Annotated in this window: 11 protein-coding genes; 6 read left to right on the forward strand and 5 right to left on the reverse strand. The window is 50.9% G+C overall.

The features are described 5' to 3' along the window. Positions 1 to 45: 45 nt before the first annotated feature. Together znuB and znuC are read right to left on the reverse strand one after the other, a co-directional pair. Complete coding sequence (gene znuB, locus ACKQAD_RS07500) at positions 46 to 831, reverse strand: zinc ABC transporter permease subunit ZnuB (protein WP_409159565.1); 786 nt, start codon at positions 829 to 831, stop codon at positions 46 to 48. Beyond that, positions 828 to 1,586, reverse strand: coding sequence for a zinc ABC transporter ATP-binding protein ZnuC (gene znuC, locus ACKQAD_RS07505; RefSeq protein ID WP_409159566.1), 759 nt, complete (start codon positions 1,584 to 1,586; stop codon positions 828 to 830). The genes znuB and znuC overlap by 4 nt, the downstream gene beginning before the upstream one ends. Before the next feature lie 85 nt (positions 1,587 to 1,671). Here znuC and znuA point away from each other — a divergent pair, with 85 nt between their 5' ends. The 3 genes from znuA (at position 1,672) to lpxM (ending at position 5,165) form a co-directional block, all read left to right on the forward strand. After that, complete coding sequence (gene znuA / locus ACKQAD_RS07510; RefSeq protein ID WP_409159587.1) at positions 1,672 to 2,664, forward strand: zinc ABC transporter substrate-binding protein ZnuA; 993 nt, start codon at positions 1,672 to 1,674, stop codon at positions 2,662 to 2,664. A 12-nt stretch (positions 2,665 to 2,676) separates the two neighbouring features. Further along, on the forward strand, positions 2,677 to 3,999 hold the full coding sequence (gene mepM / locus ACKQAD_RS07515) for a murein DD-endopeptidase MepM (RefSeq protein ID WP_409159567.1): 1,323 nt from the start codon (positions 2,677 to 2,679) through the stop codon (positions 3,997 to 3,999). 194 nt (positions 4,000 to 4,193) lie between these two features. Then, positions 4,194 to 5,165 carry a lauroyl-Kdo(2)-lipid IV(A) myristoyltransferase gene (gene lpxM, locus ACKQAD_RS07520; RefSeq protein WP_409159568.1) on the forward strand — a complete coding sequence of 324 codons (972 nt, stop codon included), beginning with the start codon at positions 4,194 to 4,196 and terminating at the stop codon, positions 5,163 to 5,165. A 136-nt stretch (positions 5,166 to 5,301) separates the two neighbouring features. Here the strand turns inward: lpxM and pyk are convergent, their stop codons facing one another. Both pyk and ACKQAD_RS07530 read right to left on the reverse strand, forming a co-directional pair. Then, positions 5,302 to 6,744: a pyruvate kinase gene (gene pyk, locus ACKQAD_RS07525; protein WP_409159569.1), complete on the reverse strand. Its 1,443-nt coding sequence runs from the start codon at positions 6,742 to 6,744 to the stop codon at positions 5,302 to 5,304. Positions 6,745 to 7,003: 259 nt separating this feature from the next. After that, positions 7,004 to 7,873, reverse strand: coding sequence for a MurR/RpiR family transcriptional regulator (locus ACKQAD_RS07530; RefSeq protein WP_409159570.1), 870 nt, complete (start codon positions 7,871 to 7,873; stop codon positions 7,004 to 7,006). Positions 7,874 to 8,257: 384 nt separating this feature from the next. On the opposite strand from ACKQAD_RS07530, the gene zwf reads away from it, so the two are divergent. Beyond that, positions 8,258 to 9,733 (forward strand): glucose-6-phosphate dehydrogenase, encoded by a 1,476-nt coding sequence (zwf, locus tag ACKQAD_RS07535; protein ID WP_409159571.1) that lies wholly within the window; start codon positions 8,258 to 8,260, stop codon positions 9,731 to 9,733. Between the two features lie 168 nt (positions 9,734 to 9,901). Beyond that, on the forward strand, positions 9,902 to 10,543 hold the full coding sequence (locus tag ACKQAD_RS07540; protein ID WP_409159572.1) for a bifunctional 4-hydroxy-2-oxoglutarate aldolase/2-dehydro-3-deoxy-phosphogluconate aldolase: 642 nt from the start codon (positions 9,902 to 9,904) through the stop codon (positions 10,541 to 10,543). Positions 10,544 to 10,726: 183 nt separating this feature from the next. Here ACKQAD_RS07540 and purT read toward each other — a convergent pair whose 3' ends face one another. Then, positions 10,727 to 11,905, reverse strand: coding sequence for a formate-dependent phosphoribosylglycinamide formyltransferase (gene purT, locus ACKQAD_RS07545; protein WP_409159573.1), 1,179 nt, complete (start codon positions 11,903 to 11,905; stop codon positions 10,727 to 10,729). 200 nt (positions 11,906 to 12,105) lie between these two features. On the opposite strand from purT, the gene ACKQAD_RS07550 reads away from it, so the two are divergent. Next, positions 12,106 to 14,157 carry a S9 family peptidase gene (locus tag ACKQAD_RS07550; RefSeq protein WP_409159574.1) on the forward strand — a complete coding sequence of 684 codons (2,052 nt, stop codon included), beginning with the start codon at positions 12,106 to 12,108 and terminating at the stop codon, positions 14,155 to 14,157. Positions 14,158 to 14,250 lie beyond the last annotated feature (93 nt).

Consider the following 14,250-nt stretch of genomic DNA (forward strand, 5'->3'; position numbering starts at 1 on the left):
CTGGAAGTGGCATTCAGAAGGGCTTTTTTTAATCTTGTACTGCTGCTAGATGGGTTGTCGCTTCAGCAGGCTGATAATAAACAGCAGCGATGCACACAGCACCACTGATGGCCCGGCCGGCGTATTGTAACCGGCTGAGAAGGCCAGGCCAGCCGTCACGGCAATCATGCCAACAATAATCGCGATACTTGCCATTTGTTCCGGTGTCCGCGCGAAGCGTCTGGCGCTGGCAGCGGGAATAATCAGCAGTGACGTAATGATCAGTGCCCCAACAAATTTCATGGCAATACCAATCGTTAATGCAGTGGTTAGCATCAGGAGCAGCTTGGTGCGCTGTAGCTTCACGCCGTCGACGTGCGCCAGTTCCGGACTAATCGTCATAGAAAGCAGTGCGCGCCATTGCCAGCAGATAATGGCAATAACGATAATCACACCCGCAGCGATGACCCACAGATCCTCTGTCGTGACGGAAAGCAAATCACCAAACAGGTAAGCCATCAGATCCACGCGCACGTTATTCATCAGGCTAACAACAACCAATCCCAGGGACAGGGCACTGTGTGCCATGATGCCGAGTAAGGTATCGACGGCCAGATAGGGACGTCGTTCCAGCCAGACAAGCCCCAAAGCCAGAATGAGTGTCACGGCGATGACGGCAGTAAACAGGTTAATGTTCAGCAGCAGGCCGAAAGCAACGCCGAGTAAGGATGCGTGTGCCAGCGTATCGCCGAAGTAAGACATTCGCCGCCAGACGACGAACGAACCAAGCGGGCCTGCCGCAATAGCCAGCAATATTCCCGCCAGCCAACCGGGAAACAGCAGTTCGATCATGCGTCGTTTCCACCTTGTCTTTTCAGAATGATACGTCCCTGTAGATCGTGACGATGATTATGGTGATGGCGATAAATCGCCAATTGTTCTGCGCCGCGGTGGCCAAACATCGCTAAAAATTCAGGATGAAGGGAAACAACTTCAGGCGTGCCGGAGCAGCAAACATGTTGATTAAGGCACAAGACTTCATCGGTTTTCGCCATCACCAAATGCAGATCGTGCGAGACCATCAGCACACCGCAGTGGAATTCCTGCCGTAGTTGGTTGATGAGATCGTACAGCGCTAGTTGCCCATTGACGTCGACACCTTGGGTTGGTTCATCCAGAACCAGAAGCTGGGGCTGATTGAGCAATGCACGGGCTAACAGCACGCGTTGGGTTTCGCCGCCGGAAAGTTTCTGCATCGGTTGTTCCAGCAGGTGTGCTGCCTGAACGCGCTTAAGGGCAGGTAAAATATCCTGCTTTTTCACGCCGGGGCGCAGTTGCATGAAGCGGCTGACGGTCAACGGCAGCGTGGTATCCAGATGCAGCTTCTGTGGAACGTAGCCGATACGTAGTGCGGGATCCCGTACCAGTGAGCCGAAGGTGGGGGAGAGTAGCCCCAGAACTACGCGTACCAGCGTCGATTTCCCTGCGCCATTCGGCCCCAGTAGCGTTAGAATTCGGCCTGCCTGCAAGGTCAGCGAAATATCTGATAAAACCTTTCGGCTGCCAAATGTAACGGAAATATTATTAAGTGATACCAATGTGGACATATAATTCGGTTTTGCATAACTCATGTAACGTTATAATATAACAAGAAGCACGATAAAAATCGATAGGAGCGATTTTCATGCAGCAATCTATTCAGCAAAAAAATGGTTAAAAAGAGTGTTTGTTGCCAGCGCGCTACTCACCAGCGGGATGTCAATCAGTGCGGCATCCGCTGCGGTCATTACTTCAATTCGTCCGTTGGGATTCATTGCGTCAGCGATTGCTGATGGCGTAACGCCAACTGAGGTTCTGTTGCCTGATGGCGCATCTCCCCACGATTATGCCTTGCGTCCGTCTGATGTCCAGCGTTTACAGTCTGCCGATCTGGTGATTTGGGTTGGGCCAGAAATGGAAGCCTTCCTCGGAAAGCCGTTAGCGAAAATTCCACCAGCAAAGCAGATTGCACTTTCCGCGTTGCCAGCCATTAAATCCGAGCTGGAAAAAGAGGCCGGGCACGATCATGAGAATGAGCATGAACAGGTGCATGATGACCATGAAAAAGGCCACGGTCACAGCCATGCCGCCCCTGATGATGGAGACGATGGTCACCATCATAGCGAGTTCAATATGCACATTTGGCTGTCGCCGGAGATGACGAAACAGGCGGCAATTGCCATTCATGCAAAATTATTGGAACTTATGCCTCAGAATAAGGACAAACTAGACGCGAATCTGCTTTATTTCACGGATAAAATCGCGCAAGCAGATGAAAAAATTGTTAAGATGCTAGCGCCTGTGCAGGGGAAAGGCTATTTCGTGTTCCATGATGCCTATGGCTATTTTGAGAAACACTACGGATTAAGTCCCTTGGGTTACTTCACGATTAACCCCGAAATACAACCCGGAGCACAGCGTTTACATCAAATACGAACACAGTTGGTTGAGCATAAAGCTGTATGCGTTTTTGCTGAACCACAATTCAGGCCAGCCGTTATTAATGCTGTTGCCAAGGGAACCGACGTGCGCTCGGGTGTGCTCGATCCATTGGGAAGCAATATTGCACTGGGTAGAGATAGCTATGCCGATTTCTTGTTGCAGCTATCAAACCAGTATGTGAGCTGTCTGGAGGAAAAATCATGAGGATACGAATAAGTGCAGCAGATAGTCCGAACTATCGCTCTGGCGTATAACAGCTTACCTCGGCCCCACCGCGTCATGCTGGGGTCGCTTACCGTTGTGACATTGACCGTTGCTGTTTGGCGGCCTTTTGTTTACCCCCAGGTCGATGATGCGCCCGTCATCGTTAAAGATATCGAGCTGGAAACCAGCCAACTGCGTACGCTGACGCCAGAGGCCAGTGAACCGATAGACCAACCCTCGCCAGATGATGACATTCCACAAGATGAGCTAGATGACAAGGTCGCCGATGAAGGTGGCGTACACGAGTACGTGGTTTCAACTGGCGATACCTTAAGTAGCATTTTGACGCAGTACGGCATTGATATTGCGGATGTCACTCAGCTTGCAGAGCAGAATAAAGATTTGCGTAATCTGAAAATCGGTCAGCAAATTTCATGGGTTCTGGGTGAAAACGGTGACTTGAAAAGTTTGACCTGGCAGATGTCCCGTCGTGAAACACGTATTTATGAGCGTGTTGGTGCCGATTTCAAAGAACGTATTGAAACGCTGAAAGGCGAGTGGCGCAACAGTGTTTTGAATGGCCGGGTAAGTGGCAGTTTTGTCAGTAGTGCTAAAAATGCCGGTTTAACCAGCACAGAAGTGCGTGAAGTCATCAAAGCACTGCAATGGCAGTTGGATTTTCGTAAATTACGTAAGGACGATACCTTCTCTGCCCTAATATCCCGTGAAATGCTTGATGGCAAAAGTGAGCAGAGTGAACTGGTCGGCGTTCGTTTAAATACTGGTGGTAAAGATTATTACGCTATTCGCGCGGAAGACGGTAAATTTTATGATCGCGAAGGTTCAGGTTTGACGCGAGGCTTCATGCGTTTCCCAACCATGAAACAATTCCGTATCTCTTCCAACTTTAACCCACGCCGTTTGAACCCGGTGACAGGGCGTGTCGCACCGCACAAAGGTGTCGATTTTGCCATGCCCGTCGGTTCACCGGTTCTGGCTGTCGGTGATGGTGAAGTGGTGATTGCGAAGCGCAGCGGCGCAGCGGGGAACTATGTGGCTATTCGTCATGGTCGGCAGTACACCACGCGTTACATGCACATGCATCGCATCCTGGTTAAACCTGGGCAGAAAGTGAAACGTGGCGATCGTATCGGGTTGTCTGGCAACACAGGGCGTTCTACTGGCCCACACCTGCATTATGAATTCTGGATCAACCAGCAGGCGGTCAACCCGCTCACGGCTAAACTGCCACGTTCTGAAGGACTGACGGGCAAAGAGCGTCGTGATTATCTGGCGCAGGTGAAAGAAGTGGTACCGCAGCTTAAGTTTGATTAATGATACTGACGGTGTTTTATGCCGGTGGCTTGCTGCCGGCATTTTCATTTATAAAGCATGTTCATGTTATAGAACACGGTCTCCTGATTTTTGGTTGCTAAGCGGGCGTGTTTTTACGTCATTGTTAGCGAGTTTGCTAAACGCTAAGTGCCAATTATGATTATGTTTTACTGATTGATCTGAAGAGTTTAGGCATGGAAAAAGAAAAAAAATCGAACGCTGAATTTATTCCCCAGTTTCAACGCGCCTTTTTTCATCCGCGCTATTGGGGCGTTTGGTTAGGTGTTGGTGTAATGGCGCTCGCCGCCTATGTTCCGGCACGATTAAGAAATCCGGTGTTGGGTGGGGTGGGGCGTTTTGTCGGGAAAATATCAAAAGGTGCCCGCCGCCGTGCCCGCATTAACCTGCTGTACTGTATGCCGGATTTAACGGAAGCGCAGCGTGAAGCCATCATCGATGACATGTTTGCGACAGCGCCTCAGTCAATGATCATGATGGTGGAAGTAGGGATCCGCAACCCGAAGAAAATCGAGAAATATGTTCGCTGGCATGGTGAAGACATTCTGGACCGTATTAAAGAACAAGATAAGAACGTGATCTTTCTGGTTCCGCACGGCTGGGGCGTCGATATTCCGGCGATGCTGCTGACTTCGCGCGGGCAGCGTATGGCAGCTATGTTCCACAATCAGAAGAACGCGTTAGTGGATTATTGGTGGAATCGATTACGCCGTCGCTTTGGCGGTCGTATCCATGCTCGTAACGACGGTATTAAGCCGTTTATCAGCTCAGTGCGTTCCGGATGCTGGGGCTATTACCTTCCCGATCAGGATCACGGCCCTGAGCATAGCGAATTCGTTGATTTCTTTGCGACCTATAAAGCAACGCTGCCTGCTGTCGGGCGACTGATGAAAGTATGCCGCGCTGATATCATACCGCTATTCCCAGTGTATAACGCGAAAGACGGCTGTCTGGATGTGTTTATTCGCCCGCCGATGGATGATTTGGCAGAGGCGGATGACGCCTATATTGCACGACGCATGAATGAAGAAGTGGAAATTTTGGTCAGACCGAATCCTGAGCAATACACCTGGATTCTGAAGCTGTTGAAAACCCGCAAACCGGGCGAGATTGAACCGTATTGTCGGGATGATTTATATCGCAATTAGGTATATCGCGCTACGACGTTGCGTAACTACGTGTGGAATGACGGATGCAAAGAGAGATAAAAAAGCCGGACGAGAAATCGTCCGGCTTTTTGCTGGAAAGAACCGTCTGCCTGCTAGCGGACGGTGATGGTAAAGATTATTCCACGCGCAGGATACGGATCGTGTTGGTGGTGCCTACGGTACCCATGATGTCGCCCTGTGTGACGATAACCAGATCCCCAGACATCAGGAACCCTTTATCACGTAGACGAATCACCGCATCGTTAGCGGCCGCCACCCCGTCCGTATAGCTATCGAAATGCACGGGGGTAACGCCACGGTATAACGCGGTCAGGTTCAGCGTTTGCTCATGGCGAGACATGGCAAAAATCGGCAATCCAGAACTGATACGGGACATCATCAACGCGGTGCGGCCCGATTCCGTCATAGCGATCAACGCCGTCACCCCTTTCAGGTGGTTGGCGGCATACATTGCAGACATCGCGACAGATTCTTCCGTGTTATCAAATTGCACGTCAAGGCGGTGTTTGGAGACGTTGATGCTTGAGATTTTCTCCGCGCCTAGACAGACTCTTGCCATGGCGGCGACGGTTTCAGCCGGATACTGCCCCGCGGCGGTTTCTGCCGACAGCATGACCGCATCGGTACCATCTAGCACGGCGTTGGCGACGTCCATAACCTCTGCACGCGTTGGCATCGGGTTGGTTATCATCGATTCCATCATCTGCGTGGCGGTAATGACTGCACGGTTCAACTGACGGGCGCGACGAATCAATTTTTTCTGAATGCCCACCAGCTCTGGGTCACCGATTTCAACGCCCAGATCGCCCCTCGCCACCATCACCACGTCGGAAGCCAGAATAATGTCATCCATCGCGGCATCTGAGCAGACGGCTTCAGCACGTTCAACTTTTGATACGATTTTGGCGTGACAGCCCGCATCGCGCGCGAGACGGCGTGCATAGTTTAGATCTTCACCGGTACGAGGGAAAGAGACGGCCAGATAGTCGACGCCAATTTTTGCGGCAGTAATAATATCGGCTTTATCTTTTTCCGTCAGTGCTTCAGCAGACAGACCGCCGCCGAGTTTGTTGATGCCTTTGTTGTTAGACAGCGGGCCACCAACGGTGACTTCGGTATAAACTTTCAGACCTTCAACCTGAAGCACTTTCAACTGTACTCGGCCATCATCCAGTAACAGGATATCGCCAGGTACGACGTCGCTCGGCAAGCCTTTGTAATCGATCCCCACTTTTTCTTTATCGCCTTCGCCTTTCGCTAAGTTGGCATCCAGCAGGAATTTGTCGCCGACATTCAGGAAAATTTTACCTTCTTTGAAGGTAGAAACACGAATCTTTGGACCCTGTAGATCGCCGAGAATGGCAACATGGCGGCCTAATTTAGCCGCAATTTCACGAACTTTGTTGGCACGTAATAGATGATCTTCTGGTGTGCCGTGAGAAAAATTCATGCGTACTACGTTAGCACCCGCACTGATAATCTTTTCGAGATTATTCTCGCGGTCGGTAGCGGGCCCTAGGGTGGTGACAATCTTGGTTCTTCTGAGCCGTCTGGACATGTATAACTCCGTTCACTTGTGAAGCTGTAGTGTTGCGATTAAGCGTCGAATAACGGTGCAAAATGTCACTTTACAACAAAACTATTTCATCTGCGTTATCCGAACATCGTGTTGATGTCTGATTATCATACTGTACAGGTAATTCCCGCCATCTTTCCATGCCCGTCGTCCGTGGCCATTCAAGATGAAGCGGGTAGATGATACTGCTCATTTTTCATAGATATAACTAAAAAACAACGCACAACGTAAAACTTAGCAATCACCTGAAGGGATTAATCAGTCGCTCGTCTTTATCAAAGCGAGATTCGCGCAAGGCCTCTTTGACCCGTTTCAGGTTATCACGAAACTTTTCTCCGCGGCGTAGCGTGAACCCTGTCGCCAAAACGTCAATCAACGTCAACTGGGCGATGCGGGACACCATCGGCATATAGACATCGGTATCCTCAGGCACATCAAGCCGTAGCGCCAGCGAGGCTTCACGCGCCAGCGGCGTGCCGTCAGAGGTGATCGCGATAACGGTCGCGTCGTTCTCGCGTGCCACCTGTGCCATTTCGACCAGACTTTTGGTTCTGCCAGTGTGGGAGATCAATACCACCACGTCGCCGTCGCTGGAGTTCATGCAACTCATGCGCTGCATAACGATGTCATCAAAATAAACGACGGGAATATTGAAGCGGAAAAATTTGTTCATCGCATCGTGTGCGACAGCAGCGGAAGCGCCCAGACCGAAGAAAGAGATTTTTTTCGCCTGTGTCAGCAAATCCACGGCGCGGTTGACGGCGGTGACATCCAGGCTGGATTTCACCTGTTCCAGGCCAGCCATTGCGGATTCAAAGATTTTACTGGTGTAGGCATCAACGCTGTCATCTTCTTCAACGTTACGGTTCACATACGGAGTACCGTTTGCCAGACTTTGCGCCAGATGTAGTTTAAAATCGGGAAAACCTTTCGTTTCAAGGCGACGACAGAAACGATTGACCGTTGGTTCGCTAACATCGGCCATTTTGGCTAAGGTCGCGATGCTGGAGTGAATGGCTGTTTGCGGAGTGCTCAGGATCACTTCAGCAACTTTTCTTTCCGATTTGCTCAAGAGTTCTAGGTGACTCTGGATTTTTTCCAGCATATTCATACGACAAGGGCCATGTAAGTTTTTTCCAATTTCAACTAAAGGTACAACTGGCATGTATTACGTGAAAAAATGCAAGTCGTGAAAATATACTACGACCCTGTAGTGGTTGGCAGAGGGCAACATGCTAAGTTGGATCCTTTTTTTGCCAGAACATGACATGTGTCTAACTTTCAGAAAAGTAATCGACTGTCAGAAACGACGAAAAATTTCGCTTTAGGGCGAATACTTAAGTGATTTCAGCCTCTGTGCAGACCGATTTATGTGTGGTTTTCAGCTAGTAGCGACCATTATTTGGCATTTTTATGATGGGTTTACTGGCTGTAGTCAAAAAGAGTACATTATCGCTGTAATAAAATTACAGTATCCTGCAACGAGGAGATGAACATGGCGGTAACTTCAACAGCCCAAGCGTGCGATCTGGTTATTTTCGGTGCCAAGGGCGATCTGGCGCGCCGTAAATTGCTGCCTTCCCTGTACCAGTTGGAAAAAGCAGGCCACATCCATGCGGACACCAAAATTATCGGGGTGGGCCGCGCAGATTGGGATAAAGCGGAGTATACCCGCGTCGTGCACGAAGCACTTGACACCTTTATGAAAGAAGCCATCGACGATAAGTTGTGGGAAACGCTAAGCAGTCGGCTGGATTTCTGCAATCTTGACGTGGAAGACACGAAAGCGTTCAACAAGCTGGGCAAGATGCTTGACCAGAAAAACCGTACCACTATCAACTATTTTGCGATGCCGCCGAGCACATTTGGAGCGATCTGCAAAGGGCTTGGAACCGCAGGGCTGAATAAAGAGCCGGCGCGCGTGGTGATGGAAAAGCCTCTGGGTACCGATCTGACGTCTTCCCGCGTTATTAACGATCAGGTCGCAGAATACTTCAACGAGTGTCAGGTTTATCGTATCGACCACTATCTGGGTAAAGAAACCGTACTGAATCTGCTGGCGCTGCGTTTTGCCAACTCGCTGTTCTCCTCAAACTGGGATAACCGGACGATCGACCATGTGCAGATTACGGTAGCTGAAGAAGTCGGGATTGAAGGGCGCTGGGGCTATTTTGATAAAGCGGGCCAGATGCGCGACATGATCCAAAACCATCTGTTGCAGATTCTGACGATGATTGCGATGTCACCGCCATCTGACCTGACGACCGACCGTATCCGTGATGAAAAAGTGAAAGTGCTCCGTTCACTGCGTCGTATCGATCGTTCCAACGTGCATGAAACGACCGTACGTGGCCAATATACTTCTGGTTTTGTTCAGGGACATAAAGTGCCGGGCTATCTGGAAGAAGAAGGCGCGAATAAAATCAGCAGCACGGAAACCTTTGTCGCGATTCGTGTCGATATTGATGACTGGCGCTGGTCCGGCGTGCCGTTCTACCTGCGTACCGGTAAACGTCTGCCGACCAAATGTTCAGAAGTCGTCGTGTACTTTAAGAACCCTGCGCTGAATCTGTTCCACGATTCTTACCAACAGTTGCCGCAGAACAAGCTGATCATTCGTTTGCAGCCTGATGAAGGTGTAGAAATCCAGATTCTGAATAAAATCCCGGGATTAGAGCACAAACACCGCCTGCAAACGGTGAAACTGGATCTAAGCTTCTCCGAAACTTTTAATCAGCAGCATTTGGCCGATGCTTATGAGCGTCTGCTGCTGGAAACCATGCGTGGTATTCAGGCACTGTTCGTCCGTCGTGATGAGGTGGAAGAAGCCTGGAAATGGGTGGATTCCATCATGGAGGCGTGGGCGATGGACAATGATGCGCCGAAACCGTATCAGGCTGGAAGCTGGGGGCCAGTGGCATCCGTGGCGATGATTACCCGCGATGGCCGTTCCTGGAATGAGTTTGAGTAATTCTTTGATAATAAGTCAGTAATTGAGATGCCGAGCATGTTCGGCATCCTACAGTTTTTAATGTATGGCTAACGGTGCGGTCGGACATCTGCGGTGACGCAGATCCCTGTGGCAGGGGCGCGCTATATAATTAATGATGCCTTTGGGCATGACTGGAGATAACTTTTGATGAAAAACTGGAAAACGAGCGCGGAACAGATTTTGACAACGGGTCCCGTTGTTCCTGTTATTGTAGTCAACAAACTGGAACACGCGGTGCCGATGGCAAAAGCGTTAGTCTCGGGCGGCGTTCGCGTTCTGGAACTGACATTGCGTACCGACTGTGCCATCGACGCGATCCGCGCGATTGCGAAAGAAGTACCAGAAGCCATCGTGGGTGCAGGTACGGTGACCAACCCTGAGCAACTGGCTGCGGTCGTGGAAGCGGGTGCCCAGTTCGCCATCAGCCCCGGCTTGACCGAACCGTTGCTGAAAGCCGCGACGGCAGGCAACATCCCGTTGATTCCAGGTATCAGCACGGTATCTGAACTGATGTTGGGTATGGATTACGGCCTGCGTGAGTTCAAATTCTTCCCAGCGGAAGCTAACGGCGGCGTGAAAGCGCTCCAGGCGATCGCGGGTCCGTTTGCTCAGATCCGTTTCTGTCCGACCGGTGGTATTACGCCAAATAACTACCGCGACTATCTGGCGCTGAAAAGCGTGCTGTGCGTGGGTGGTTCATGGCTGGTGCCGAACGATGCGCTGGAAAGCGGTGATTACGCGCGTATTACCGAATTGGCGCGTGAAGCCGTTGCAGGTGCAAAAGCCTAAGTGTGCTCGTGACTGAATGATACAGGCCACTCGTAGTGAGTGGCCTTTTTTACGACGGGCATCCTTGTCCTTCACCCTGTGGGCCGTCGCAAGCGGCGTTGAAAAACGCTCTTGCGTTTTTTGTGCAGGGGGACAGAACCCCGTCAGTGGCGTTTAACTTGACCCAGTCAGTAGCAGAACGTATCAGCCGCTAACTTTTACACCTGCCGCGACGCGCTTGGCGATTGTCACGGCATCGTCCGTGGTTTCTGCGCTGGCTAATGCGACGCCCATGCGACGTTTACCGCCGATATCCGGCTTACCAAACAGGCGAATTTGCGTATGAGGGAGTAGCGCGCTTTCCAGCCCCTGATAGCGCACATTATTGCTATCGAGTTCCGGTAAAATTACAGCGGAAGCCGATGCGCCATATTGACGAACTGCGCCAATCGGTAACCCCAGAAACGCGCGAACGTGCAGTGCAAACTCGGACAGATCCTGAGAAATCATCGTCACCATGCCGGTATCGTGCGGGCGAGGGGAGACTTCGCTGAAAATCACCTCATCGCCGCAGACGAACAGTTCAACGCCGAACAGGCCATAGCCGCCGAGCGCTTTCACGACATCGCTGGCCATCTTCTGTGCGCGTTCCTGCGCCAGCGCACTCATCTGCTGTGGCTGCCAGGATTCGCGATAGTCGCCGTCTTCCTGTCTGTGGCCGATTGGCGCACAGAAATGAATACCGTCAACCGCATGGATGGTCAGTAAGGTGATCTCAAAATCAAAATTAACCAGTTCTTCCACGATGACACGTCCGCCGCCTGCACGTCCCCCCTGTTGGGCGTAGCTCCACGCCTGATCTAACTGCTCCGCGGAGCGAATCAGGCTTTGCCCTTTGCCAGAGGAACTCATGACCGGCTTAACAATACAAGGATAGCCAATCGCATCTACTGCCTGACGAAAGTTCTCTTCGCTGTCGGCAAAACGGTAGGTGGAAGTGGGAACGCCGAGAGTTTCAGCCGCCAGACGACGGATGCCTTCACGATTCATCGTCAGGCGCGTCGCTTCGGCACAAGGAACAACATGGTGACCCTGCTTTTCCAGCGTTACCAACATGTCGGTTGCGATGGCTTCAATTTCCGGCACGATATAATCAGGGCGTTCGGCTTCAACCAACGCTTTTAATGCATCGCCATCCAACATATTGATGACGTGGCTGCGGTGCGCAACCTGCATGGCGGGAGCATCGGCATAGCGATCAACAGCAATCACTTCGATTCCCAAGCGCTGACACTCAATCGCCACTTCTTTGCCTAATTCACCGGAGCCAAGTAGCATCACTCGTGTGGCATCCGCACGCAAGGCGGTTCCAATCGTTAACATAACCTTATACCTGATCGGGTTGTGAAAAATGGCCGCAGTATAAACGAAAACGTTTGCGTGCGCATTAAAGAGGGCGTGCATTGGAAGGCGGTGCGCAAAAGCGCACCAAGAGATAAGGCGATGACTTGGCATTGCTGGGCAATCGTGCCACTCTTCGTGCAGAGTGAAAATTTTATGTTAAGACAACGAGATCCGACGCGATGAAGACACCGCAAGCTGAAAAACGCCCCCATGTGATGAGCACCCATGGTGATACGCGTATCGACAATTATTACTGGCTGCGTGATGACCAGCGTGCCGATCCGCAAGTACTGGCCTATCTGGAGCAGGAAAACGCCTATAGCGAAGCGATCATGGCGCCTCATGAGGCGCGCAAACGGTCGCTGTATGACGAAATGGCTAAGCGCATCCCGTCAACGGATATGTCTGTGCCGTATGTCAGAAAGGGTTATCGTTATCAAAGTCGCTATGAGCCGGGTAAAGAGTACGCTATCTATCTGCGCCAGCCCGAGCAGGCAACAGACGTGTGGGAAACGCTTCTGGACGGGAATCAACGAGCGGAAGGGCACGAATTTTATAGCCTCGGCGCGCTTGAAGTTAGCCCGAATAATGCACTGCTGGCATTGTCGGAGGATTTTTTATCCCGTCGGCAGTACACACTTCGTTTTCGCGATCTGAGCAGCAGTGAGTGGCTACCAGATGTGATCGAAAATGTTACGGTGGGGGCGGAATGGTCTGCGGATTCGACAGTTCTGTATTACGTGCGCAAGCATGAGCAAACGTTATTGCCATATCAGGTCTATCGTCATCGTTTGGGGAGCGATCCGGCGCAGGATGAACTGGTGTATGAAGAGAAAGACGACACCTATTATGTCAACCTGAGTAAAACGACATCAGAGCACTACATCATCATTTATCTCAGTAGCACGACGACGACGGAAGTGTTATTGCTTGATGCGACACGACCGGATGCCGTTCCGCAGGTATGCATTCCACGCCGGAAAGATCATGAATATGGTATCGATCACTATCAGGGCCAGTTTTATCTGCGTTCTAATCGGGAAGGCAAAAATTTTGGCCTCTACCGTTCGGACAAACCTGATGAGCAAACGCTGGAAACGCTGATTGCACCACGTGAAAATCGCGTGCTGGAAGGGTTTGAACTGTTTCGAGACTGGCTGGTGGTCGAAGAACGGGAACGCGGTTTGACCAGCCTGCGCCAGATTCACTGGCATACTCAAGAAGAAAAAACGATTGCCTTTAATGACGCGAGCTATGTGACATGGCTGTCTTACAACCCGACGCCAGACACGGCATTGATGCGGTATGGCTATTCATCAATGACAACCCCTGGTACGCAGTATGAATTGAATCTGGATTCGGGCGAACAGCGGTTACTTAAACAAGCTGAAGTGAAAGATTTCTCTTCGGACAATTACCGGAGTGAACGTTTGTGGATCACGGTTCGAGATGGCGTCGAGGTTCCCGTTTCTCTTGTTTACCATCGCGATCATTTCAGCCCAGGTAAGAACCCGATACTGGTTTACGGCTACGGCGCTTATAGCCATAGCATGGATCCGGATTTTAGCGTTAGCCGTTTGAGCCTGCTGGACAGAGGGTTCGTCTTCGCCTTAACGCACATTCGTGGCGGAGGTGAACTGGGGCAACAGTGGTACGACGATGGTCGGTTGCTCAATAAAATGCACTCCTTCACGGATTTCATCGATGTGTCGCAGGCATTGATAGAAAAAGGTTATGGCGACAGGAAAAACATGTTCGCAATGGGGGGCAGTGCGGGAGGATTATTGATGGGCGCGGTAGTGAATATGGCGCCTGAACTGTTTAAAGGCGTTGTCGCTCAGGTACCTTTTGTTGATGTATTGACGACGATGCTGGATGAGTCTATCCCATTAACGACTGGCGAATATGACGAGTGGGGCGATCCGAATGAGCAAACCTACTATGACTACATCAAACAATACAGCCCCTATGACGGCGTTATCGCACAGTGTTATCCACATTTGCTGGTGACGACTGGGTTACACGATTCTCAGGTGCAGTATTGGGAACCTGCGAAATGGGTGGCGAAATTGCGGGAAGTCAAAACGGACGATCGTCTGGTGCTGTTGTACACCGACATGGATGCCGGGCACGGCGGAAAATCCGGTCGTTTCAAGCGTTATGATGACATCGCGTTGGAATATGCTTTTCTGCTGATGGTGCTTGAAATGCCTGAGGGCGATCGCGAATAAGGGATAAAATAGTTGCTATGAGGGTAAACCCATTTCGGGACCCTGTAAATAATTCTGTGTAATTGCCATCCGATTAAAGGTGGTCGCTCAGGC

The sequence above is a fragment of the Pectobacterium artocarpous genome (genome assembly GCF_046159765.1).
GTDB lineage: Bacteria > Pseudomonadota > Gammaproteobacteria > Enterobacterales > Enterobacteriaceae > Pectobacterium.

Excerpts from the sequence above, each read along its gene's own strand:
- znuB (WP_409159565.1), bottom strand. The coding sequence starts at position 831 with ATGATCGAACTGCTGTTTCCCGGTTGGCTGGCGGGAATATTGCTGGCT.
- znuC (WP_409159566.1), bottom strand. The coding sequence starts at position 1,586 with ATGTCCACATTGGTATCACTTAATAATATTTCCGTTACATTTGGCAGC.
- lpxM (WP_409159568.1), top strand. The coding sequence starts at position 4,194 with ATGGAAAAAGAAAAAAAATCGAACGCTGAATTTATTCCCCAGTTTCAA.
- pyk (WP_409159569.1), bottom strand. The coding sequence starts at position 6,744 with ATGTCCAGACGGCTCAGAAGAACCAAGATTGTCACCACCCTAGGGCCC.
- ACKQAD_RS07530 (WP_409159570.1), bottom strand. The coding sequence starts at position 7,873 with ATGAATATGCTGGAAAAAATCCAGAGTCACCTAGAACTCTTGAGCAAA.
- zwf (WP_409159571.1), top strand. The coding sequence starts at position 8,258 with ATGGCGGTAACTTCAACAGCCCAAGCGTGCGATCTGGTTATTTTCGGT.
- ACKQAD_RS07540 (WP_409159572.1), top strand. The coding sequence starts at position 9,902 with ATGAAAAACTGGAAAACGAGCGCGGAACAGATTTTGACAACGGGTCCC.
- purT (WP_409159573.1), bottom strand. The coding sequence starts at position 11,905 with ATGTTAACGATTGGAACCGCCTTGCGTGCGGATGCCACACGAGTGATG.
- ACKQAD_RS07550 (WP_409159574.1), top strand. The coding sequence starts at position 12,106 with ATGAAGACACCGCAAGCTGAAAAACGCCCCCATGTGATGAGCACCCAT.